Origin of the sequence: Microbispora sp. CA-102843 (assembly GCF_050936215.1) — a bacterium.
Lineage (GTDB): Bacteria > Actinomycetota > Actinomycetes > Streptosporangiales > Streptosporangiaceae > Microbispora.
Genome location: NZ_JBNJNF010000001.1, coordinates 4,552,985 through 4,574,881, shown reverse-complemented (window position 1 = coordinate 4,574,881; position 21,897 = coordinate 4,552,985). Strand labels below are relative to the sequence as shown.

19 protein-coding genes and 2 riboswitches are annotated in these 21,897 nt (G+C 73.2%); of the genes, 9 read left to right on the top strand and 10 right to left on the bottom strand.

The genetic code is table 11. From position 1 onward, the window contains the following. The first annotated feature begins 1 nt into the window (after position 1). Both cobO and ACQEVJ_RS21130 read left to right on the top strand, forming a co-directional pair. Positions 2 to 604, top strand: a complete 603-nt coding sequence (cobO, locus tag ACQEVJ_RS21135; protein WP_139572288.1) for a cob(I)yrinic acid a,c-diamide adenosyltransferase — start codon at positions 2 to 4, stop codon at positions 602 to 604. Then, on the top strand, positions 601 to 1,947 hold the full coding sequence (locus tag ACQEVJ_RS21130) for a cobyrinate a,c-diamide synthase (RefSeq protein ID WP_433103543.1): 1,347 nt from the start codon (positions 601 to 603) through the stop codon (positions 1,945 to 1,947). Before cobO ends, ACQEVJ_RS21130 begins: the two co-directional genes overlap by 4 nt. Here the strand turns inward: ACQEVJ_RS21130 and cobN are convergent. Then, positions 1,905 to 5,492: a cobaltochelatase subunit CobN gene (gene cobN, locus ACQEVJ_RS21125; RefSeq protein WP_433103541.1), complete on the bottom strand. Its 3,588-nt coding sequence runs from the start codon at positions 5,490 to 5,492 to the stop codon at positions 1,905 to 1,907. The genes ACQEVJ_RS21130 and cobN overlap by 43 nt on opposite strands. Positions 5,493 to 5,545: 53 nt before the next feature. Next, a riboswitch (cobalamin riboswitch) is annotated at positions 5,546 to 5,668 on the bottom strand. A gap of 72 nt (positions 5,669 to 5,740) precedes the next feature. Here cobN and cobG point away from each other — a divergent pair. From cobG to ACQEVJ_RS21110, 3 genes are read left to right on the top strand one after another with little or no spacing between them, the layout of a single operon-like run. Further along, complete coding sequence (gene cobG / locus ACQEVJ_RS21120; RefSeq protein ID WP_433103539.1) at positions 5,741 to 6,943, top strand: precorrin-3B synthase; 1,203 nt, start codon at positions 5,741 to 5,743, stop codon at positions 6,941 to 6,943. Positions 6,944 to 6,953: 10 nt separating this feature from the next. Further along, positions 6,954 to 7,586: a precorrin-8X methylmutase gene (locus ACQEVJ_RS21115; protein ID WP_433103537.1), complete on the top strand. Its 633-nt coding sequence runs from the start codon at positions 6,954 to 6,956 to the stop codon at positions 7,584 to 7,586. Between the two features lie 6 nt (positions 7,587 to 7,592). Further along, positions 7,593 to 9,089: a precorrin-2 C(20)-methyltransferase gene (locus ACQEVJ_RS21110; RefSeq protein ID WP_433103535.1), complete on the top strand. Its 1,497-nt coding sequence runs from the start codon at positions 7,593 to 7,595 to the stop codon at positions 9,087 to 9,089. Here the strand turns inward: ACQEVJ_RS21110 and ACQEVJ_RS21105 are convergent. Genes ACQEVJ_RS21105 through cobF form a run of 4 tightly spaced genes read right to left on the bottom strand, consistent with a single transcriptional unit; the run spans position 9,077 to position 12,529 of the window. Further along, on the bottom strand, positions 9,077 to 9,817 hold the full coding sequence (locus ACQEVJ_RS21105; RefSeq protein WP_433103533.1) for a cobalt-precorrin-6A reductase: 741 nt from the start codon (positions 9,815 to 9,817) through the stop codon (positions 9,077 to 9,079). The two genes, ACQEVJ_RS21110 and ACQEVJ_RS21105, sit on opposite strands and share 13 nt — an antisense overlap. Next, entirely contained in the window at positions 9,805 to 10,557 is a 753-nt protein-coding gene (cobM, locus tag ACQEVJ_RS21100; protein WP_433103531.1) for a precorrin-4 C(11)-methyltransferase, read from the bottom strand. Before cobM ends, ACQEVJ_RS21105 begins: the two co-directional genes overlap by 13 nt. Further along, positions 10,557 to 11,774 (bottom strand): precorrin-6y C5,15-methyltransferase (decarboxylating) subunit CbiE, encoded by a 1,218-nt coding sequence (gene cbiE, locus ACQEVJ_RS21095; RefSeq protein WP_433103529.1) that lies wholly within the window; start codon positions 11,772 to 11,774, stop codon positions 10,557 to 10,559. The genes cobM and cbiE overlap by 1 nt, the downstream gene beginning before the upstream one ends. Further along, positions 11,771 to 12,529 carry a precorrin-6A synthase (deacetylating) gene (gene cobF, locus ACQEVJ_RS21090; RefSeq protein ID WP_433103527.1) on the bottom strand — a complete coding sequence of 253 codons (759 nt, stop codon included), beginning with the start codon at positions 12,527 to 12,529 and terminating at the stop codon, positions 11,771 to 11,773. Before cobF ends, cbiE begins: the two co-directional genes overlap by 4 nt. A gap of 47 nt (positions 12,530 to 12,576) precedes the next feature. Then, positions 12,577 to 12,757: riboswitch (cobalamin riboswitch) on the top strand. A gap of 31 nt (positions 12,758 to 12,788) precedes the next feature. Here cobF and ACQEVJ_RS21085 point away from each other — a divergent pair. Beyond that, positions 12,789 to 13,001 (top strand): CbtB domain-containing protein, encoded by a 213-nt coding sequence (locus tag ACQEVJ_RS21085; protein WP_139572278.1) that lies wholly within the window; start codon positions 12,789 to 12,791, stop codon positions 12,999 to 13,001. Between the two features lie 10 nt (positions 13,002 to 13,011). Then, positions 13,012 to 13,767 (top strand): CbtA family protein, encoded by a 756-nt coding sequence (locus tag ACQEVJ_RS21080; protein WP_433103525.1) that lies wholly within the window; start codon positions 13,012 to 13,014, stop codon positions 13,765 to 13,767. 34 nt (positions 13,768 to 13,801) lie between these two features. Here ACQEVJ_RS21080 and ACQEVJ_RS21075 read toward each other — a convergent pair whose 3' ends face one another. Next, positions 13,802 to 14,608: an NAD-dependent protein deacetylase gene (locus tag ACQEVJ_RS21075; protein WP_433112863.1), complete on the bottom strand. Its 807-nt coding sequence runs from the start codon at positions 14,606 to 14,608 to the stop codon at positions 13,802 to 13,804. A gap of 72 nt (positions 14,609 to 14,680) precedes the next feature. Further along, positions 14,681 to 15,238, bottom strand: coding sequence for a YceI family protein (locus ACQEVJ_RS21070; protein WP_433103523.1), 558 nt, complete (start codon positions 15,236 to 15,238; stop codon positions 14,681 to 14,683). Between the two features lie 85 nt (positions 15,239 to 15,323). Here ACQEVJ_RS21070 and tsaA point away from each other — a divergent pair, with 85 nt between their 5' ends. Beyond that, the gene (gene tsaA / locus ACQEVJ_RS21065) at positions 15,324 to 15,743 is read left to right on the top strand and encodes a tRNA (N6-threonylcarbamoyladenosine(37)-N6)-methyltransferase TrmO (RefSeq protein WP_433103521.1); all 420 of its coding nucleotides are present in this window, start codon (positions 15,324 to 15,326) and stop codon (positions 15,741 to 15,743) included. 18 nt (positions 15,744 to 15,761) lie between these two features. Here the strand turns inward: tsaA and ACQEVJ_RS21060 are convergent, their stop codons facing one another. After that, positions 15,762 to 18,125 carry a DUF222 domain-containing protein gene (locus ACQEVJ_RS21060; protein WP_433103519.1) on the bottom strand — a complete coding sequence of 788 codons (2,364 nt, stop codon included), beginning with the start codon at positions 18,123 to 18,125 and terminating at the stop codon, positions 15,762 to 15,764. 235 nt (positions 18,126 to 18,360) lie between these two features. Further along, positions 18,361 to 19,230 (bottom strand): universal stress protein, encoded by an 870-nt coding sequence (locus ACQEVJ_RS21055; RefSeq protein ID WP_433103517.1) that lies wholly within the window; start codon positions 19,228 to 19,230, stop codon positions 18,361 to 18,363. A 275-nt stretch (positions 19,231 to 19,505) separates the two neighbouring features. On the opposite strand from ACQEVJ_RS21055, the gene ACQEVJ_RS21050 reads away from it, so the two are divergent. Next, positions 19,506 to 20,204 carry a CBS domain-containing protein gene (locus ACQEVJ_RS21050; protein ID WP_433103515.1) on the top strand — a complete coding sequence of 233 codons (699 nt, stop codon included), beginning with the start codon at positions 19,506 to 19,508 and terminating at the stop codon, positions 20,202 to 20,204. Between the two features lie 24 nt (positions 20,205 to 20,228). Here the strand turns inward: ACQEVJ_RS21050 and ACQEVJ_RS21045 are convergent, their stop codons facing one another. Beyond that, positions 20,229 to 21,737: an alpha-N-arabinofuranosidase gene (locus tag ACQEVJ_RS21045; protein WP_433103513.1), complete on the bottom strand. Its 1,509-nt coding sequence runs from the start codon at positions 21,735 to 21,737 to the stop codon at positions 20,229 to 20,231. Positions 21,738 to 21,897 lie beyond the last annotated feature (160 nt).

The following is a 21,897-nucleotide window of genomic DNA, read 5'->3' as shown; positions in this document are numbered from 1 at the left end:
CATGCCACAGGGCAAACCGGAGAACGTACCGGACGACGGCCTGACGACCCGGCAGCGCCGGACGAGGCCGCTGCTCATGGTCCACACGGGTCCGGGGAAGGGCAAGTCGACGGCCGCGTTCGGGATGGCGCTGCGCGCCTGGAACCAGGGCTGGCCGATCGGGGTGTTCCAGTTCGTGAAGTCGGCCAAATGGCGGGTCGGCGAGGAGCGCGCGCTGACCGTGCTGGGCGCGAGCGGCGAGGGCGGCACGGTGGCCTGGCACAAGATGGGCGAGGGCTGGTCGTGGATCCAGCGGCCGGGCACCGAGGCCGACCACGCGGCCGACGCGCGCGAGGGCTGGGAGCAGATCAAGCGCGACCTCGCGGCGGAGACCTACCGGTTCTACGTGCTGGACGAGTTCACCTATCCGCTCAAGTGGGGATGGATCGACCTCGACGACGTGATCTCGGCGCTCGCCGGTCGACCGGGTTCGCAACATGTCGTCATCACCGGCCGCGACGCCCCGGCCGGGCTCGTCGAGGCCGCGGACCTCGTCACCGAGATGGGCAAGGTCCGCCACCCCATGGACGCCGGGCAGAAGGGTCAGAAGGGCATCGAGTGGTGACCGGCGTCCCACGTCTCGTGGTCGCGGCCCCGGCCTCGGGAAGCGGCAAGACGACCGTGGCCACCGGGCTGATGGCGGCGCTGACGGCGCGCGGGCTGCGCGTCGCGCCGTTCAAGGTGGGGCCCGACTACATCGACCCCGGCTATCACACGCTGGCCGCCGGGCGTCCCGGCCGCAACCTCGACCCCTGGCTGACCGGCGAGGACCGGGTGACGCCGCTGTTCCTGCACGGTTCGGCCGGCTGTGACATCGCGGTCGTCGAGGGCGTGATGGGGCTGTTCGACGGGCGCGGCGAGGGCGACTTCGCCTCGACCGCGCACGTGGCGCGGCTGCTCGGCGCGCCCGTGGTGCTCGTCGTGGACGCCGGGAAGCAGAGCAGGTCGGTGGCCGCGCTGGTGCACGGGTTCGCGACGTTCGACGCGCGGGTGCGGGTGGCGGGCGTGGTGCTGAACCGTCTCGGGTCGGCGCGCCACGAGGAGCTGTGCCGGGCCGCGCTGGAGGAGACCGGGGTCCCGGTGCTGGGAGCGGTCTACCGCGACGACGACGTGATGACGCCGTCGCGGCACCTCGGGCTGGTCCCGGCGGCCGAGCGGCTGCCCGCCGCCGTGTCGGCGGTGGACCGGCTCGGCGCGCTCGTGGCTGGCTCGTGCGATCTGGACGGTCTCGTACGCCTCGCCGCGACGGCGTCCCCGCTCACCGGAGAACCGTGGGACCCGTCGGACGGACACGAGCCCGGCGGACGGCGGGTGGTGGCGGTCGCGGGCGGTGCGGCGTTCACGTTCGGCTACGCCGAGCACGTCGAGATGCTGGCCGCCGCCGGGGCCGAGGTCGCCGTGTTCGATCCGGTCCGCGACGAGTCTCTGCCCGAGGGCGCGTCCGCGCTGGTCGTGGGCGGCGGTTTCCCCGAGGTGTACGCGGCGGAACTGTCGGCCAACGAGCGGCTCCGCGCCGAAGTGGCGGCCTTCCCCGGCCCCGTGGCGGCCGAGTGCGCGGGACTGCTCTATCTGTGCGAGGAGCTGGACGGCCGTCCGATGTGCGGCCGGGTGCCGGGCGTGGGGCGGATGACCGACCGGCTGACGCTGGGCTACCGCGACGCCGTGGCCGTACGCGACACGCTGCTGACCCGGCAGGGCGAGCGGTTCCGCGGCCACGAGTTCCACCGGACCACGGTCACCGGCGGCGGGGAACCCGTCTTCCGGTGGCGGGACGGGGCCGACGGGGCCGGCGACGCCCGGCTCACCGCGTCGTACCTGCACCTGCACTGGGCGGGCGTGCCCCGACTCCCGCGGCGGCTGCTGGCCTACGCCGAGCCCTCCTCCAGGTCGCCCTCGATCGCGAGGTAGGCGTCGCGCAGCCCGGCGAGCACGTCGGGGTCGGGGTGCTCCCACATGCGCCGCTCGGCGGCCTCGAGCAGGCGCTGCGCGATGCCGTGCAGCGCCCACGGGTTGGACTTGGCCATGAAGTCGCGGTTGACCGGGTCGAGCACGTACGTCGAGGCGAGCGTGTCGTACATCCAGTCGGCCACGACGCCGGTGGTGGCGTCGTAGCCGAACAGGTAGTCCACCGTCGCGGCCAGCTCGAACGCGCCCTTGTAGCCGTGGCGGCGCATCGCGGCGAGCCAGTTGGGGTTGACGACCCGGGCGCGGAAGATCCGCGCGGTCTCCTCCGACAGGGTCCGGGTGCGGACGGCGTCGGGGCGGGTGCTGTCCCCCACGTACGCGGCGGGCGCGCGGCCCGTCAGCGCGCGGACGGTCGCGATCATGCCGCCGTGGTACTGGAAGTAGTCGTCGGAGTCGGCGATGTCGTGTTCGCGGGTGTCCACGTTCTTGGCGGCGACGGCGATGCGGCGGTAGGCGTTCTCCATGTCCTCGCGGGCGGGCGCGCCGTCGAGGTCGCGGCCGTAGGCGTAGCCGCCCCAGACGGCGTACACCTCGGCGAGGTCGGCGTCGTCGCGCCAGTTGCCGCTGTCGATGAGCGGCAGCAGGCCCGCGCCGTACGCGCCGGGACGCGACCCGAACACGCGCAGCGTCGCACGCCTGGCGTCGCCGTGCGCGGCCCGGTCGGCGTCCACGTGGGCGCGCACGTAGTTGTCCTCGGGGCTCTCGCCGAGCCCCGCGACGAGCCGGACGGCGTCGTCGAGCATCGCCACCACGTGCGGGAACGCGTCCCTGAAGAACCCGCTGATGCGCACCGTCACATCTACGCGCGGGCGGCCCAGCTCGTCCAGCGGCACCGGTTCGAGCGCGGTGACGCGCCGCGACGCCTCGTCCCAGACGGGCCGTACGCCGAGCAGCGCGAGCACCTCGGCGATGTCGTCACCGGCGGTGCGCATGGCGCTGGTCCCCCACACCGACAGCCCGACCGAGCGCGGCCACTCGCCGGTCTCCGCGCGGTAGCGGGCCAGCAGGGAGTCGGCCATGGCCTGCCCGGTCTCCCAGGCGAGGCGGCTCGGCACGGCGCGCGGGTCGACGGAGTAGAAGTTGCGGCCTGTCGGCAGCACGTTGATCAGGCCGCGCAGCGGCGACCCGGACGGCCCGGCGGGCACATATCCACCGGCGAGCGCGTGCAGCACGTGGTCGAGTTCGTCGGTGGTACGCGCGAGCCGCGGCACCACCTCGGTCGCCGCGAACGTCAGCACCCGCGCGACCTCCGGGTCGTCCGTGACGCCGGCGACGGCGGCCGGGTCCCAGCCGCGTTCCTCCATGGCGGTGACGAGCGCGCGGGCCTCGGCCTCGACGCGGTCCACGGCGCCGGTCGCGGCGCTGCCGTCCTCGGACAGGCCGAGCGCCTCGCGCAGGCCGGGCAGGGTCTCGCGGCCGGCCCACATCTGGCGGGCGCGCAACATGGCCAGCACGAGGTTCACGCGGGCCTCGCCGGTCGGGGCCGCGCCGAGGACGTGCAGGCCGTCGCGGATCTGGGCGTCCTTGACCTCGCAGAGCCAGCCGTCCACATGCAGGATGAACTCGTCGAACTCGGCGTCGTGCGGGCGCTCGCTCAGGCCGAGGTCGTGGTCGAGGCGGGCGGCCTGGATGAGGGTCCAGATCTGGGCGCGGATCGCGGGCAGCTTCGCCGGGTCCATCGCCGCGATCGTCGCGTGCTCGTCGAGGAGCTGCTCCAGGCGGGCGATGTCGCCGTAGGTCTCGGCCCTGGCCATCGGCGGCACCAGGTGGTCCACGAGCACGGCGTGCGCCCGGCGCTTGGCCTGGGTGCCCTCGCCGGGGTCGTTCACCAGGAAGGGGTAGACGAGCGGGAGGTCGCCGATCGCCGCGTCGGTGCCGCAGGACGCCGACAGGCCCGCCGACTTGCCGGGCAGCCACTCCAGGTTGCCGTGCTTGCCGACGTGGATCATGGCGTGCGCGCCGAACCCTGTGCCTTCCCCAGCCGACAGCCACCGGTACGCCGCCAGGTAGTGATGGCTCGGCGGCAGGTCGGGGTCGTGGTAGATCGCGATCGGGTTCTCCCCGAAGCCGCGCGGGGGCTGGACCATCACCACGACGTTCCCGCTGCGCAGCGCCGCGAGCACGATGTCGCCGTCGTGGACGAACAGCTCGCCGGGCGGGGCGCCCCAGTGGCGTTCCACGCCGGCGCGCAGGTCGTCGGGCAGGGTGTCGTACCAGGCGCGGTAGGTCTCGGCGGGGATGCGCACGGGATTGGCGGCGAGCTGCTCCTCGGTGAGCCAGTCCTGGTCCTGGCCGCCCGCGGCGATGAGCGCGTGGATCAGGGCGTCGCCGTCCTGCGCGGCCTGGCCGGGGAAGCCGTCGCCGAGGTCGTAGCCCTCCTCGGCCAGGCGGGCCAGCAGCTTGACCGTGCTGGCCGGGGTGTCCAGGCCGACGGCGTTGCCGACCCGCGAGTTCTTCGTCGGGTACGCCGACAGCATCACGACGAGCTTCTTGTCCGGCGGGGGCACGTGACGCAGCAGGCCGTGCCGGACGGCGATGCCCGCGACCCGGGCCGCACGTTCGGGGTCGGCGACGTAGACGGTCAGGCCGTCGTCGTCGATCTCCTTGAACGAGAACGGCACTGTGATGATCCGCCCGTCGAACTCGGGGATCGCGACCTGCGAGGCGGCGTCCAGCGGGGACAGGCCGTCGTCGTTGGCCTCCCAGTCGGCGCGGCTGGTCGTCAGGCACAGGCCCTGCAGGATGGGCACGTCGAGGTCGGCGAGCGCGCCGACGTCCCAGGCCGCGTCGTCCCCACCCGCCGACGCGGTCGCGGGCCGTGAGCCGCCCGCCGCGAGCACGGTCACGACGAGGGCGTCCGCGCGGCGCAGCACGTCGAGCAGCTCGGGCTCGGCGGTGCGCAGCGAGGAGCAGAAGACGGGCAGCGCCCGGCCGCCCGCGTCCTCGACCGCGTCGCACAGCGCGGTGACGAAGCCGGTGTTGCCCGCCATGTGGTGCGCCCGGTAATAGAGCACGCCGATCACCGGGCCGTCGCCGGGCCGGGCGTCGCGTTCGAGGACGCCCCAGTTGGGGGTGGCGGCCGGGGCCGCGAAGCCGCGACCGGTCAGCAGGACCGTGTCCGACAGGAACGCGTGCAGCTCGGCGAGGTTGGCGGGGCCGCCGTGCGCGAGATAGGCGTGCGCCTCGGCGCACACGCCGCCACTCACCGTGGACAGCTCCATCAGCTCGGCGTCCGGGGCCTGCTCGCCGCCGAGGACGACTACCGGGCGCGGGCCCGCGAGCAGGGCGTCCAGCCCGTCCTCCCAGGCGCGCCGCCCGCCGAGCAGCCGGACGACCACGAGGTCGGCCCCCTCGACCAGCGCCGGCAGGTCGTCCACGGCGAGCCGGGCCGGGTTGCCCGGCCGGAACGCCGCGCCGCTGGCGCGCGCGCTCAGCAGATCGGTGTCCGACGTGGACAACAGCACAATGAGCGGCTCGTCCGTGCGCAAGGCAGTGTCCTCCCTCGGGGTCCTCGCCCCGGGTCGTGGCGGCACGACGGCAGGAGTCTCCTGGCTCCCGGATCGACGCTCACCCCGGCCTTCCCGTCTTCCGACAGTGGCCTTGTGGTGGGGTTCGCTCCCCGGTCACAGTGGCGGGACCGCGCCGGATTCGCACCGGCTTCCTCCGCTTGCCATCGTTCACCGCAGACCTTACGGGACGGAGGCCCTATCGAAAAACTGGCGTTAGCATCCTGCTTGTGGTCATAAGTAGCGTTTCCGGACGCGCGGCTCGGGACGCCTGCCCCGGCGCGCTCCAGGTGCACGCCGCCGCGGACGGGGCGCTGGCCCGCGTCCGCGTGCCCGGCGGCGCCCTGACCACCGACGCGCTGCGCGAGCTGGCCGCCTGCGCCGGGGAACTGGGCAACGGGGTCATCGAGCTGACGTCACGCGCCAACGTCCAGGTGCGCGGGCTGGCGGACCCGGCCGCGTTCGCCGCGCGGATGGCCGCCGCCGGGCTGCTGCCGTCGGCGACCCACGAACGCGTGCGCAACATCGTCGCCTCGCCCCTCAGCGGCCGGTCGGCCACGGGCGTCCTCGACGTCCGGCCGCTGGTGGCGGCGCTGGACGCGGGCCTGTGCGAGCGTCCGGCGCTGGCCGACCTGCCCGGCCGGTTCCTGTTCGCGCTCGACGACGGCACCGGCGACGTCCTCGGGCTCGGCGCGGACGTGACACTCGCCGCGCACTCCGTCGGCCACCCCGTCGGCCACCCCGGCGGCCACCCCGGCGGCGACCTGACGCTCCTGCTCGCGGGCGAACCGGTCAGCTCGGTGACCGCCGACGCCGCCGTCGCCGTCGCTCTCGCCGCCGCTGAGACGTTCCAGTCGATCCGCGGGGACGCCTGGCGCGTGGCCGAACTCCCCGACGGCCCCGCGAGAATCGCCGAGCGCCTTCCCCGTTCCGCGCCCGTGGCGCCGGCGGCTGCCGATCCGCGTAAGGGCGGGGTGTTTCCGCAGGTGGACGGGCGGGTCGCGGTCGACGTGATCGTGCCGCTCGGCAGGCTCACCACCGCGCAGGCGGGCCTGCTCGCCGACCTGACCCCCGCCGAGGTGCGGCTGACGCCGTGGCGTACCGTCATGCTGCCCGATCTGGTCCCCGAGGCGGCCGGGCCGGTGACCGCCGCGCTCGCCGGAGCGGGGCTGGTGACCGATACCGCATCGCCGTACGCCAGACTGTCGGCCTGCACCGGGCGGCCCGGCTGCGCGAAGGCCCTGGCCGACGTCCAGGCCGACGCGCTGCGCTGGGCGGAGTCCGGCACGCCCGGCCTGCCCGGTCTACCCGAGCTGCGCGAGCAGCCCGGCGGGCCGGTGCACTGGGCCGGGTGCGAGCGCCGCTGCGGGCGGCCGCGCGGGCGGGTCACCGACGTGGTCGCCACGCCCGGCGGCTACCGCGTCAGCCATTGAACGAACAGGGGTGTCCGTGCCCGAGCACGACTACGTCCGCGACGGAGCGGAGATCTACCGGCGGTCGTTCGCGACCATCAGGGCCGAGGCCGACCTGACGGGCCTGCCCGACGACGTGGCCAGGGTCGCGGTCCGCATGATCCACGCCTGCGGCATGACCGACCTGGTCGCCGACCTCGCCTACTCCCCCGGCGTGGTCGCGAAGGCGCGCGCCGCGCTGCTGGCGGGCGCGCCCGTGCTGTGCGACGCGCAGATGGTCGCCTCCGGCGTCACCAGGAAACGTCTGCCGGCCGCCAACGAGATCATCTGCACGCTCGGCGACCCCCGTGTGCCCGCCCTCGCCGAGCGGCTCGGCACCACGCGCAGCGCCGCCGCCCTCGACCTGTGGCTCGACCGCCTCGACGGCGCGCTCGTGGCCGTCGGCAACGCCCCGACCGCGCTGTTCCGGCTGCTGGAACTGGTCGCGGAGGGCGCGGGACGGCCCGCCGCCGTGCTGGGCGTCCCGGTCGGCTTCATCGGCGCGGCCGAGTCCAAGCGCGCCCTCGCGGCGTCCGACCTGGAGTTTCTGGTTGTCCACGGCCGCCGGGGCGGCAGTGCCATGACGGCGGCGGCGATCAACGCCATCGCCAGCGAGCAGGAGTGACGTGACGTGACAGGTACCCTCTACGGCGTCGGCCTCGGCCCCGGCGACCCCGAACTGATGACGGTGAAGGCCGCCCGCCTGATCGGCGCGGCCGACGTGATCGCCTACCACGCCGCCCGGCACGGCCGCAGCATCGCGCGCTCGATCGCCGCCCACCACATGCGCGACGGCCAGGTGGAGGAGCTGCTCCAGTACCCGCTGACGACCGAGACGACCGACCACCCCGGCGGCTACCAGGGCGCGCTCGACGACTTCTACGCCGACTGCGCGGCCCGGCTGGCCGCCCACCTGGACGCCGGGCGCGACGTCGTCGTCCTGTGCGAGGGCGACCCGCTCTTTTACGGCTCCTACATGCACATGCACAAGCGGCTGGCGCACCGCTACCCGGCCGAGGTCGTCCCCGGCGTCACGTCGATCGCGGGCGCGTCGGCCGTGCTCGGCCGCCCGCTGGTCGAACGCGACGAGACGCTGACGGTCCTGCCCGGGACCCTGCCCGCCGACGTGCTGGCCGAGAAGCTGCGCGGCACGGACTCCGCGGCGGTGCTCAAGCTGGGCCGCACGTTCGAGAAGGTGCGCGACGCCCTCGCCGAGGCGGGCCGTCTCGACGAGGCCTGGTACGTCGAACGCGCCACCACCGACGCCCAGCGCGTCGCCCCGCTCAAGGACGTGGACCCCGGCCAGGTGCCGTACTTCTCGCTCGCGCTGATCCCGAGCCCGGCCCAGCTCACGTTCGTACCGGAGGCCACGGAACGCACCGGTCCCGGCGAGGTCGCGGTCGTCGGTCTCGGCCCCGCCGGACGGCCCTGGCTGACGCCGGAGGCGCAGGAGGTGCTCGCCGAGGCCACCGACCTCGTCGGCTACGGCCCCTACGTGGACCGCGTCGCGCCCAACCCGCGCCAGACCCGGCACCGTACGGACAACCGCGTCGAGGCCGAACGCGCGCGTCACGCGCTCGACCTCGCCCTCGCAGGGGCGCGGGTGGCGGTCGTGTCGTCGGGCGACCCGGGCGTGTTCGCGATGGCCAGCGCAGTGCTGGAGGCCGCCGCCGACCCGCGTTACGCGGACGTCCCGGTGCGGGTGGTGCCGGGCCTGACCGCCGCGCAGGCCGTGGCGAGCCGGGCCGGCGCGCCGCTCGGCCACGACTACTGCGTGCTGTCGCTGTCGGACCAGCTCAAGCCGTGGGAGGTGGTCGCGGGCCGGATCTCCGCCGCGGCCCGCGCCGACCTGGTGCTCGCGATCTACAACCCGGCGTCGAAGACCCGCACCTGGCAGGTCGCCGCGGCCCGTGACCTGCTGCTCGAACACCGCGACCCGGCCACGCCCGTGGTCGTCGGCCGCGACGTCGGCGGCGCGCAGGAGTCGGTCACGGTCACCACGCTCGGCGACCTCGACCCGGCTGCGGTCGACATGCGCTGCCTGCTGATCATCGGCTCGTCCACCACCCGCGTCGTCGAACACGCCGACCGGGCGACCGTCTACACCCCGCGCCGCTATCCCGCGTGAACGCGAACCCAGGTGACGGCGTCGGCGACGTCCGTCACCTGGGTGACGCCGCCGGGTGCCGAGGGCCGGTCCACCATGACGACCGGCAGCCCGAGCTCGCGCGCCGCGACCAGCTTGGCGCGGGTCAGCTCCCCGCCGCTGTCCTTGGTGACCAGCACGTCGAGCCGGTGCCCGCCGATCAGGGCACGCTCCCCCGCCACCGTGTACGGCCCCCGATCGAGGATCACCTGGACGTTCGCGGGCACCGGCGGCTCCGGTGGGTCCACCGACCTGGCCAGGAACCACAGCCCGGTCAGCGGCGCGAAGACCGGCAGGCTGCGGCGGCCCGTCGTGAGGAACACCCGGCTGCCGAGGCCGGGCAGCGCGTCCGCCGCGGCCTTCAGTGACGGCACCCGCAGCCACGCGTCCCCCGGCCCCTCCGACCAGCCGGGACGCCGCAGCCCGAGCAGCGGCACACCGGTCGCCGCACACGCGCGCGCCGCCGACTCGCTCATCGTCCGCGCGAACGGATGCGTGGCGTCCACCACGGCGCGGGGGCCGTGCTCGGCGATCCACCGGGTGAGCCCCTCCGAGCCGCCGAAGCCGCCCGATCTGACCTCGCCCACCGGCAGCCGGGGGTCGGCGACCCGCCCGGCCAGCGACGACACCACCCGGAGACCGGGCAGGGCGACCAGTCCGGCCGCCAGTGCCCGCGCCTCCGCGGTGCCGCCGAGGATCAGGACGAGCACACCCGGTCCCGCTCGGCCGAGTAGAGGTGGCTGTCGGGGAACTCGTGCGCCGACAGCGCCCGGCCCACCACGATGACGGCGGTCCGCTTGATCCCTGCCGCGACCACCCGGTCGGCGATGTCGTCCAGGGTGCCCCTGATGATCTCCTCGTCGTCCCGGCTGGCCCGCGCGACGACCGCCACCGGGCAGTCCGCCCCGTACGCGGGCAGCAGCTCGGCCACGACGGCGCCGATCCGCTGCACGGCCAGGTGCAGCACCATCGTGGCGCGGCTGGCCGACAGCGTCGCGAGGTCCTCGCCGGGCGGCATCGGGGTGGCGCGCGCCGACGTCCGGGTCAGGATGATGGTCTGGCTCACCTCGGGCACCGTCAGCTCCCGCCCCAGCGCCGCGGCGGCGGCCGCGAAGGCCGGAACTCCGGGGATCACCTCGTAGGGCACCCCGTGCGCGTCGAGCCTGCGCATCTGCTCGGCGACCGCGCTGAACAGCGAGGGATCGCCCGAGTGCAGCCGCGCCACGTCGAGCCCGGCGGCGTGCGCCGCCGTCATCTCGGCGATGATCTCGTTCAGGGTGAGGTTGGCGGTGTCGACGAGCCGCGCGCCGGGCGGGCAGTCGGCGAGCAGGTCGCGTGGCACGAGCGACCCCGCGTACAGGCAGACCGGGGCCGCCTGCAGGGCGCGCAGCCCACGCACCGTGATGAGGTCGGCCGCGCCGGGCCCCGCACCGATGAATCGAACCGTCACTACTCGCGCTCCTTCCGCGCCGTCCAAATGGTCACCGGCATCAGGGGACGCCACCCGGTGAAGCCGCCCACCGGCGAGGCGCGCTGCACCGACAACCGCACGAGGTCCCCACCGAGCCGCGCGTGCCACGTGGCGAGAACCGCCTCCGACTCCACAGTGACCGCGTTCGCGACCAGCCTTCCGCCCGGGGCGAGGGCGTCCCAGCAGGTCTCGACCACGCCGGCCCCCGTCACGCCGCCGCCCACGAAGACGGCCGCCGGGGCCGGCAGCCCGTGGAGGGCGCCCGGCGCGGGGCCGGTGACGACCCGCAGGCGCGGCACGCCCAGCGCGTCCGCGTTGCGCCTGACGCGGTCCGCGCGTACGGGGTCGCGCTCGACGGCGATGGCCCGGCACGAGGAATGGACGCGCAGCCACTCGATGGCCACGCTCCCCGAACCCGCCCCCACGTCCCACAGCAGCTCGCCCGGCAGGGGCGCCAGCTTGGCCAGGGTGACCGCGCGCACCTCCTGCTTGGTCAGCTGCCCGTCCGACTCGTACGCGTTGTCCGGAAGCCCGGAACCCCACCCCAGTGGCTCGGTGTCCGGGACGTCGGCACAGCTCACTGCCACGATGTTCAGCGCCGGCATCGGCTCGGCGCCCGGCCAACCGGCGGCCGTGCCGTCATGGCGCGACTCGGTCGCCGCGCCGAGATCGCCGAGGACGGTGAGGTGGCTCGCCCCGTACCCCCGCTCGGTCAGCAAGGCGGCGACCTGCGCGGGCGTGCCCGCGTCCGCGCTGAGGACGAGGACGCGGCGGCCAGGCGCGAGCGCGGCGGTCAGCGCGGCGAGCGGACGCCCGACCAGGCTGACGGTCTCGACGCCCTCGGCGGGCCAGCCGAGCCGCGCACAGGCCAGCGTCACCGACGACACGTGCGGCAGCACGCGCAGCCGCTCGGGTCCGAGCAGCCGGGCCAGCGTCGCGCCGACCCCGAAGAACATGGGATCGCCGCTCGCCAGCACCACGACCGCGCGTCGCGCGTGCGCGTCGAGCAGCCCCGGCAACCCCGCGACCAGCGGCGACGGGTACGGCACCCGCTCGGGGGCCACCGACGCGGGCAGCAGCGCGAGCTGCCTGGCCGACCCGACCACGACGTCCGCCGCGATCAGCTCGGCGCGCGCCGCGTCGGTGAGACCGGCCCAGCCGTCCGCGCCGATCCCGACGACCGACACAGGCTTCATCGAGCGGGCTTCCTGAGCAGGTAGGTGTCCATGACCCAGCCGTGCGCCTCGCGCGCCTCCGCCCTGAGCCGCCGGATCTCGCCGGCGACCTCGCGCACCGGCCCGGCGAGGAGGATCTCGTCCTCGGTCCCGACGTACGCGCCCCAGTAGACGTCCGCGTCGGCGGCCTCCGGCAGGTCGGCGAACGCGCATCCCGCGTCGAGCATCACCACGATGTCGTCGGCGGCCTCGACGTCCGCGGGCAGGCGGCGGCCGGTCGTGATGTGCAGCGGCTTGGCGACCCTGGTCAGGCTGACACGGTGCCGCGCGGCCAGCGCCGACACGCTGCTGATCCCCGGGATCACCTCATAGTCGAACGGCTCCCCGCCCCTGGCCAGGACGTCCTCGACGATGGCGATCGTGCTGTCGTACAGGGCGGGGTCGCCCCAGACGAGGAACGCGCCGATGCCGTCCTCGGGCACCTCGTCGGCGATGAGCCGCGCGTAGACGTCGGCCCGGCGGGCCCGCCAGTCGGCCACCGCCTCCACGTAGGCGCCGCTCGTCCGGTCACGTTCCGGGTCGCGTGCCTCCACCATCCGGTACGGCTCCCGCGCGTGGGCCGCGACCAGCTCGCGCCGCAGCCGCACCAGACCGTCCTTCTCTGCGCCCTTGTCGAGCAGGAAGAACACGTCCGCCGACGCGATCGCCGCGGCGGCCTGGAAGGTGAGGTGGGCTGGGTCCCCGGCGCCGATGCCGATGATGAGGACTCGCTTCATAGGTCACGAGTATGGACCACGGCTTGACGTACTTATGCAGACGGTGCACGCTCTAGAGGACAAAAGCAGACAGAGGCGACGGTGTGCAGGAACCTGGTGCGATTCCAGGACGGTCCCGCCACTGTGACCGGGGAGTGTCCCCGCTTGTGACCACGGCCGAGACGGCTGGAAGGTCGGGTGACACGATGACCCGGGAGTCAGGACACTGACCCGTTGTCCTCCATCACCGGGGCGAGCGACCCCGTGAGGAGAAAGTCACATGGCTCAGCCGGCCATTCCCGTTTCCCGGCCCCTGCCGGTCACCATCCCCGTACGCGAGATCCTTCCTTGGGCGATCTTCGCCGCCGTGGTCGGGCTCATCCTGGTCTACTTCGTCGGCGCTGAGCAGGGCGCCACCCACCTCATCAGCGGGCACACCGTGCACGAGTTCGTGCACGACGGCCGCCACCTCCTCGGCTTCCCCTGCCACTGAGGCCCGCCCGATGCCCACCATGCGCTCCCTGCTGGTGCGCGGCATGCTCGTCGGCCTCGTGGCCGCGCTGCTCGCGTACGTCGTGGCCTGGTTCGCCGGCGAACCCCAGGTCGCCGCTGCCATCTCCCTCGAGGAGGCCAAGGCCGCCGCGGCCGGGGAGGCAGCCGAGCCCGAACTCGTCAGCCGGACCGTCCAGGAGACCATCGGCCTCTTGACCGCCCTGCTCATCTACGGCGCCGCACTCGGCGGCTTCTTCTCCATCGCGTACGCCTTCGCCCACGGCCGCCTCGGCGCCCTCGGCGCCCGCGCCACGGCCCTCGTCGTCGCGGCCGCCGGGTTCGTCATCGTGTACGTGACCCCCATCCTGAAGTACCCGCCCAATCCCCCGGCCGTCGGCAACCCCGACACCATCGGTCGCCGGACCACGCTGTACTTCACGATGATCCTGATCGCGCTGCTGGCCGCCGCGGTCGCGACGTACGCGGCCCGCGCCCTGTCGCCCCGGTTGGGCGGCTGGAACGCGACCCTCGCGGGCATCGTCGTCTACGCCGTCCTCGTAGGCGTCTCGTACGCCTTGCTGCCCCAGATCAACGAGATCCCCGGCGACTTCCCCGCCGACACCCTCTGGTGGTTCAGGGTGTCGTCGTTCGGCGTCCAGTTCGTCCTGTGGGCCGCAATCGGACTGCTGTTCGGCGGCCTCACCGAGCGTTCCCTGCGCCAGGGTGTTCGCACCGAGGCGCGACTGCATCCGGCCGGAACAGCCTGACTCCCCTCGATCTCATGTGCCCGAGGTTCCTCGGCTAACAGCGGAGGGCCTCCAGGAGAGTGGTGAGGGCCGGGCCGAGCGGGGCGTCGAAGGTCATCAGCGCCTCACCGTCGCCCCGGGTCGGCCCCTGGTTGATGATCGCGACGGGGATCGCGTGGGCGGCGGCGCGCCGGACGAACCGGTATCCAGACATGACGGTCAACGAGGATCCCAGGACGAGCAACAGCCCGGCCCGCTCGGTCAGCGCGTAGCACTCCTCGACCCGTGACGGCGGCACGTTCTCGCCGAAGAACACCACGTCGGGCTTGAGCACGCCGCCGCAGCCCTCGCAGTCCACCGTGCGGAACGTCTCGATCTCGTCGGCGGCCAGGACGGCGTCGCCGTCCGGGTTGATCATCACCGAGCGGGCCTGCCAGCCGGGGTTGGCCGTGCGCAGCCGCCGGTCGAGCGCGTGCCGCGAGGTGCGGAGGCCACAGGCCAGGCAGCGCACCCGGTGCAGGCTGCCGTGCAGTTCGACGACCCCGTGCGCGCCCGCCCCCTGGTGCAGGCCGTCCACGTTCTGGGTGATGATCCCGGCCACCAGGCCGCGACGCTGCAGTTCGGCGACCGCGCGGTGCCCGGCGTTGGGCGCGGCGTCCACGATGTGACGCCACCCCAGGTGGCTGCGCGCCCAGTAGCGCCTGCGGGCGGCGACGCTGCTCACGAAGGTGTGGTAGGTCATCGGCTCTGCTTTGCGCCTGCGGCCGGTCTCCCCGCGGTAGTCCGGGATCCCGGACTCGGTCGACAGGCCGGCCCCGCTGAGGATCACCACCTCGCCGTCGGCCACGAGATCGGCCAGCATGCCCCACCGCTCGGCGGTCCCCGCGTCGCGCACCACAGTCACGCATCCATGGTGCCCGACGCGACGCACATGTCAGCCCCGCCCCTCCCCCACCCGTACGTCGAAGATGACCTCGACCTCGTCACGCAGCTTGAGCGCACCGAAGAACGCGGAGTAGGGACGGATGCCCCACTCGGACTGCACGACGGTCGCCCGTCCGCGCGCCCGCCCGTCCGCGAGCGCGCCGTCCACCGTGACCGGCCGGGTGACGTCCGCGATCGTCAGGTCGCCCTCGACGCGGAACGCCTCGGGGTCGCCCTCGACCCGGGTCGACCGGAACGTGACCAGCGGGTGCTGATCCGCCTTGAGGACCTTGTCGCGCATGTTCTTCTCGATCTCGACGCGGTCGGAGTCGGTGAGCGGCTTGACCCCGCCCGTGCCCTCCCGGACCCGCATCGAGGCCACCTCGGCCTCCACCGTCACCCGGCAGCCCGCGGGGTCGTCCGGCGTCACCACCGCCTCGCCCCGCCACCGGGTGACCTCGATCGTCAGATCGTGCCCGGCCTTGGCGCCCAGCCCGGTGCGGCCGGTGAGGACCAGGAGCCGGCCCGACCTCGGCCCCAACTCGTACGTGCCCGCCTCGACGTCCATTTCGTGGGCATTCCCGCAGAACGGGCCATAGATGTCGGCGCCGGATGACATCGTGGTGATCCAATCGCCCGGAAGGAGAAGGATCATGAGTGAGCAGGCGACGTTCACTGTGCGGCCCGTCGGCGTCGTGCGGTCCATCCTGACCGATCGCACCGAGGCTCCGCGGCAGGGGCGCGAGGGGGCGCCGGACGCGTGGCTGGAGATCGAGACGGCCGTCGCGGAGGCGCTCGACGGGATGACCGCGGGCGACGAGGTGCTGGTCCTCACCTGGTTCCACGAGGCCGACCGCGAAACCCTGCGGGTGCACCCGCGGGGGGAGATGAGCAACCCGTTGACCGGCGTATTCGCCACCCGCTCCCCGGACCGTCCCAACCCGATCGGCCTGCACCGGGTCACGGTCCTGGAGGCCGACCCGGTGCGGGGCCTGCGCGTACATCCAATTGAGGCCATCGATGGCACTCCTGTGCTCGACATCAAGCCCGTGCTGGATGCGGTCGAGCGATGACAAACCCTGCGAGCTCCTTTACATCGTAGATTTCAACCCCCGGGCTCTGATGGGGTTGTGGTAGGTGAAGGCCCAGCGGTCGGTGCCGGTCTTGTGGCGGGTGTAGCGGTCGGGGTGGCGGTAGCGGTCGCGGTTGTGGAACTGGCAGGCGGGTCCGAGTAGCTTCAGGTCGGTCAGGCCGCCGGTGCTCCAGTTGTCGGCGTGGTCGATCTGGCACTTGGTGGCGGTGAGTGGGCAGCCGTCGATCCAGCAGGTGGCGTAGCGGGCGAAGACGGCCCGTCGTTGGGCGGGGGTGGCCAGGCGGACCTTGCGGCCCATGTCGAGCACCTGCCCGTCGGCGTCCATCACCAGGCGCACCAGGGTGGAGGTGCGGGCCAGTCGGTGCACGCCGGAGACCGGCAGCATCTGCCCGGTCGCCAGCAACAACCCCGGCGCCGCCCCGGGCAGCGCTCCTGGCATCGTCCCTGGCGCTGTTCCCGGTGTCCCCGGCGCTCCGCACGAGCACCGCGCTCTACCGCCGCACCCGCACGCGCCCTGGCCATCCGCCGCGTCCTGCTGAGCCCGGCCCTGCTCATCGCCGCCCTGCTCATCACCGCCCTGCTCATCGCGGTCCGGCTCATGGCGGTCCGGCTCATGGCGGCGCTGCCCACAGCTCACCTCGCCGTGGTCCTCGCACGTGCCCTGCCCATGCCGGCAGTCCCCCGCAGGCTGATGCCCGGCGTGGGCGTGATGTCCAGGTGGGCCCTCGGGAGGAGGATCCGGCTGCGCTGCGTGCGTATGCGCTGTGTGTGCTTGTGCTGTGTGCGGATGCCCGCTGCCGCCGCGCGCCAGCCATGCTGAAGCGTGCCCGGCGGGCGTTGCTCCAGTGCTGGCCGAGGCGCGGTCGCAGTCCTCGCCCTCTGCGGGCACGGTGTCGCCGCCCTCGGCAGAGACGCTGCTCGCGGTGTCGCGCCGCTCACGCTCACAGGCCCCGCGCTGACGGGTCCCATGCTCGCTGGCCCGCTGCTCGCGAGCCCCGTGCTCACCGGCTTCGGGGTCGCGAGGCTCCTCGGCGCGGGGGCCGGTGCTGGCACGGTCGGCGCTCTCGGCAGCGTCCGCGGCTGCATCTGAACCGGCATCTACCTCGGTGTCGGCCGAGGCGTCGCCAGTGGCGCCCATCTCGCCGGGGGCGCTGGTGTTGTCGGCGTCGCCGGGGTCGGTGTCTTCGGCGCTTCCGGTGTCGCCCATCGCGCCGGGGTCGTCGGCGCTTCTGGCGTCGCTGGGGGCGCCGGTGTCCTTGGTGCCGTTCGCGTCGGCAGGCTGGTCGGTGACGGGGTCGGCAGGGAGGGACTCGGCGTTGACCAACACCAGGAGCTCAGTGGCGATCTTCTCCTCCAGGAACGCAATGAACGCATCCGCGTTACGCACCCGCAGCGGCCGGTCATCCCCCTCAGCCTTCGGCTTGGCATAGGCGTCCAACAACGTGCGCAACCGGGCGGCGGCCTCACGCGGCAGATAGAACTCCCCTTCCAGCCCACCGCCCCCGGTCGGGCGGACCCGCAGGAAACGCCGCGCGTAATCGGCCTGCTCATCACGGTCCTCCCCATCAGGGTTCAGCACCGCGCGGAGGTAGCGGCCGGCCTTGGCCACCTCCGCCGCCCCCGCCTTACCCGCCAGCTCCAGCAAAATCGGCTCAGCCAGCCCGGCCTGCTCGTCGCTCAACTGCGCGGTGGCGGTACAGATCGCCTCCACCACCCCCGCCGCCAAGCCACCGGCGGCGAACCTCTCCCGCACCCGCGGCAGGCGCGCCAACTCCACAGCCAAGGTCAGCAGACGGCCCGCACCGGGCACGCTCATCCCCCCGGCGGTACGCAACCAACTGCGGGTCGAGGCATGCCCATGCTGCCTGGCCTGCCCCGCACGATGCACCCGCCCCACCCGGTCCGCCAACGCGCACGTGATCCGATCCCGCGCGAACATCAGGTCCTCAGCCTCGGCCAGGCAGACGTCCACATCATCAGGAAGCGGCGTCAGCGCCAACGCCTGCGCCGACTCACGAACAGAACCCACCAACACCCACGACGAGCGGCCTCTGTCCCGACCGGCACCACCACCGGCATTCCCGGCACCGGCGGCGCGGACGCGATCGGAACCGGCACTGCCGACACCACCACTTCTGGCCTGGTCGCCGGCGGCCTTGCCGCCGGTGGTGCCGTCGGCTGCGTCGTCCCGGGCCGCGTCGCTTGCCACCATGCCGTTTGCGAATCCATCAGGGCAATCGTCACGAGCGAGCGAGCCCTCCGACGACCACAACGGCGAATCGGCGATCAACCGATCCCACCAGCAGTCATCAGCAACATTCGAATGCTGATGGTGGCCAGGATCCAAGTTGAACAGATCCATCACACCTCCATCAATCAATTCGAATGCCTGTACCAATCCTTCCATCGCCTGACTAGCTGGAGCAACTACCGGAGACGATTAGCTGGAGTTACAGGCAAAGCCCGCAACTCCAGACGCCTTTACGTTGTAGATTCGACACTGTTTTGCCCGATAAATGCAGGAATGGGTTATGCAATCGAGACGGTCGCCACGCTGAACCGGGGGCGCCCTTGACTTCGCGGTCACATGCGGACCCTCAGCGCTCGCCCCCGCCTGGCCGTACGACCGCGACGGGGCAGTGAGCGCGGTGTAGCACGGCATGGCTGACCGAGCCGATCAGCGCGCCGCGCACGCCGCCCAGTCCCCGGGACCCGACGACCACGAGGTCGGCGACGAGCGAGGCGTCGGCCAGCGCCGGGACCGGGTGGCCGCAGACCGCCGACTCGACGAGCGGGACGTCCGGATGCTTGTCGCGCCACTGCGCGAGCCGCAGCCGCGCCGCCCGGCACTCGTTGTCGAATATCTCCTCGAGCGCCGTTCCGTAGCCGACCGCGAAGGACGAGAACATCGGCATCTCCCAGGCGTACACCACGTGCACCCGCCCGCGCCGCGCCCGGGCCTCCTCGAAGGCGAACTCCAGGGCCGCCTCCGAATGGGGTGACCCGTCGAAGCCGACGACGACCTCGTGGTACTCGTCCCGGTGCGGTTTGCGCACCACCACGACCGGGACCTCCGCGTGACCGGCCAGGCCGAGGCCGACGGACCCGAGGACCAGGCCGGAGAAACCGCCCATCCCCCGGCTGCCGACCACGAGGGCGTCGGCGCCGGCCGACCCGGCGCGCAGGGTCTCGACGACCGTCCCCTCGGCGAGCTCCGTGGTCACCTCCAGGCCGGGGGCGATCTCGCGGGCGCGGGCGGCTGCCGCCGCGAGCACGCCCTCGCAGAACTCGCTGTAGGACTGGGCGAAGCCCTCGACGGCGTGGAACGGGTACTCGTGCGCCCACGGCTCACGCACGTGGACGATCCTCAGGGCGGCTCCCCGGCGCCGCGCGTCGTCCGCCGCCCACTCCAGCGCCGCCGTCGCTGGCTTCGATCCGTCGACGGCGACGACGATCTGTCCGGCCATGTACTTCTCCTCCTGTGCCAAGCGGTTCGCGGACGCGCGGGGGTTGGTGCTCCCGGGCCACCATCGCACCGTGTCCGCTGCCCACGGCGCAGCAGACCAAAGTCCTTTAGCACCGGGACTTCCGGCCGCCCGGCGCGCCCGGGCCCGGCGTGGGAGGACGGATCGGCGGCGGGACCTTCGGCCCTGCCGACGGGCCCGGCCCGGGGATGGGATGGAAGTCTCGGGCCGCTCCCCCGACAGAGAAGCGGGCCCCCGCGACCGGAAGGGAGGCCGCCATGCACATGAAGGTGCAGGACATCATGACCACGGACGTCGCGTCCGTCCACGCCGGCACGCCGTTCAGGGACATCGCCGAAATGCTGATCGCCCGCGCCGTGGGCGCCGTTCCCGTCGTGGACGGCGACGGCCGCGTGCTCGGCGTCGTGTCCGAGGCCGACCTGCTGCACAAGGAGGAGTTCAGGGAGCAGTACTACCGCGAGGGCTACCGGCCGCCGCTGCGCGCGCGGCTGCGCGCCCGCCTCGGCCTGGAGGGCGGGGCGCGCACCAAGGCGGCCGGTGAGACGGCCGCCGACCTGATGACCTCCCCCGCCGTCACCGTCACCGCCGGCACGACCACGGTCGCCGCGGCCCGCCTGATGGACGAGCACGGGGTCAAGCGGCTGCCCGTCGTGGACGTCGAGGGCCGGCTGCGGGGGGTCGTCAGCCGCCACGACCTGCTCAAGACGTTCGTACGCGCCGACGGCGAGATCGAGCGCGAGGTGCGCGTGGAGATCCTCGGCCGGAGCCTGTGGGCCGACACCTCCAAGGTGTGCGTCCACGTCCATCAGGGCGTGGTGACACTCACCGGCCAGCTGGACCGGCACAGCGCCGCGCGGATCGCCGTACGGATGACGCGCCGGGTCAGCGGAGTCGTCGACGTCGTGGACGAACTGCGGTGGAAGGAGGACGACGCCCCCACGTGGAGCGGCAGGTGAACGCGCGGCGTGGCGGCGCGGCGGTCAGTGCCTCGACAGCGTGATCACGTTCCAGGAGACCGGCGGCAGCACGATCCGGAGTGGATCGCTCCGGTGGCTCGTGTTGGGGCGGGGCGCCACCCGCGCGGGGTCGTCGGCGGTGTTGCGGGCGTAGACGTCCTCGTGCGTGAGCGTGGTCGCCTCGGCGATCCCCACGGCGCCTCCAACCGCACCGAGCGCCCGCATGTCAAGCTCCAGCTCCACGGGTTCGCGCGCCGACCTGTTCACCACGAACAGCGTCGTGTCCGTCTCGTCGTGGGTGGCGACCGCGTGGAGCACCGGCACCTCGGCGAACTCAGCTGTCTCGTACGACGGGCAGACGGGCTCGACCCGTACGACGTCGCCCCTGGCGTACCGCGCCGCCTGCGCGAACGGGTGGAAGGTCGTCTGCCGCCAGGCCCGGCCGCCCGGCTCGGTCATGATGGGCGCGATCACGTTCACGAGCTGGGCCAGGCAGGCCGCCGCAACCCGGTCGCTGTGCCGCAGCAGCGTGATGAGCAGGCTGCCGAACGCCACGGCGTCGGCGAGGTGGTAGTGGTCCTCCAAAAGCGGCGGCGCGACCGGCCAGTCCTGCCGAGGCGCCGCCGCCTGGACGCGGCTCATGTACCAGACGTTCCACTCGTCGAAGGAGACGGAGATCTTCTTGCGGGAGCCGAGCCTGGCCCCCACCTGGTCGGCCGTGGAGACGACCGTGGAGATGAAGTGCTCCATGTCGGTGGCGCAGGCCAGGAAACCGCCGAGGTCGCCGTCCTTCTCCTCGTAGTAGGCGTGGCAGGAGATGTGGTCGACGAGGTCGTAGGTCTCCTCGAGCACGGTCGCCTCCCACGCGCCGAAGGTCGGCATGGAGGAGCCGGAGCTGCCGCAGGCCACCAGTTCGAGACCGGGGTCGACCATGCGCATGGCCCGGGCGGTCTCGGCGGCGAGCCTGCCGTACTCGCGGGCGGTCTTGTGCCCGATCTGCCAGGGGCCGTCCATCTCGTTGCCCAGGCACCACATACGGATGTCGTGCGGCTCCTTGGCCCCGTTGGCGACCCGCAGGTCCGACAGCGCGGTGCCGGACGGGATGTTGCAGTATTCGAGCAGGTCGACGGCCTCCTGGACGCCGCGCGTGCCGAGGTTGACCGCCATCATCGGCTCCAGGCCGGCCAGGCGGGTCCACCGGACGAACTCGTCGATCCCGATCTCGTTGGTCTCGGTGCTATGCCAGGCGAGGTCGAGCCGCCGGGGCCGCCGCTTGCGCGGGCCGACGCCGTCCTCCCAGCGGTAGCCGGAGACGAAGTTGCCGCCGGGGTAGCGCACGGTGGTCACGCCGAGCTCGCGGGTGAGCGCGAGCACATCGCCGCGGAACCCCTCCTCGCCGGCCGTGGGGTGGCCCGGCTCGTAGACGCCGGTGTAGACGCAGCGGCCGAGGTGCTCGACGAACGTGCCGAACGTGCGGCGCCGTACGGGAGCCACCCGGTTGGCGGGATCTATGGTCAGCTGTGCCTGGAGCACGAGGGCATCTCCTTCACCGGGCAGGGGGCTCGCGGGCCGATTGTTAGCGTTCGCATCGCCCCAGGTCAAGGTCTCCATCCATTTGCCCAGGTCGCATCCAGGGGCGAGAAACTCTGGACTCACAACTATTGACAGCCACGCTGTGATCGCTAACAGTTCT

What these genes read in the sequence shown, in the direction of transcription:
- cbiE (WP_433103529.1), bottom strand. Translation starts at nt 11,774, where the DNA reads ATGAAGCCTGTGTCGGTCGTCGGGATCGGCGCGGACGGCTGGGCCGGT.
- ACQEVJ_RS21085 (WP_139572278.1), top strand. Translation starts at nt 12,789, where the DNA reads ATGGCTCAGCCGGCCATTCCCGTTTCCCGGCCCCTGCCGGTCACCATC.
- tsaA (WP_433103521.1), top strand. Translation starts at nt 15,324, where the DNA reads ATGAGTGAGCAGGCGACGTTCACTGTGCGGCCCGTCGGCGTCGTGCGG.
- cobF (WP_433103527.1), bottom strand. Translation starts at nt 12,529, where the DNA reads ATGAAGCGAGTCCTCATCATCGGCATCGGCGCCGGGGACCCAGCCCAC.
- ACQEVJ_RS21075 (WP_433112863.1), bottom strand. Translation starts at nt 14,608, where the DNA reads ATGCTGGCCGATCTCGTGGCCGACGGCGAGGTGGTGATCCTCAGCGGG.
- ACQEVJ_RS21055 (WP_433103517.1), bottom strand. Translation starts at nt 19,230, where the DNA reads ATGGCCGGACAGATCGTCGTCGCCGTCGACGGATCGAAGCCAGCGACG.
- ACQEVJ_RS21070 (WP_433103523.1), bottom strand. Translation starts at nt 15,238, where the DNA reads ATGGACGTCGAGGCGGGCACGTACGAGTTGGGGCCGAGGTCGGGCCGG.
- ACQEVJ_RS21050 (WP_433103515.1), top strand. Translation starts at nt 19,506, where the DNA reads ATGCACATGAAGGTGCAGGACATCATGACCACGGACGTCGCGTCCGTC.
- cobO (WP_139572288.1), top strand. Translation starts at nt 2, where the DNA reads ATGCCACAGGGCAAACCGGAGAACGTACCGGACGACGGCCTGACGACC.
- ACQEVJ_RS21060 (WP_433103519.1), bottom strand. Translation starts at nt 18,125, where the DNA reads ATGGATCTGTTCAACTTGGATCCTGGCCACCATCAGCATTCGAATGTT.
- ACQEVJ_RS21080 (WP_433103525.1), top strand. Translation starts at nt 13,012, where the DNA reads ATGCCCACCATGCGCTCCCTGCTGGTGCGCGGCATGCTCGTCGGCCTC.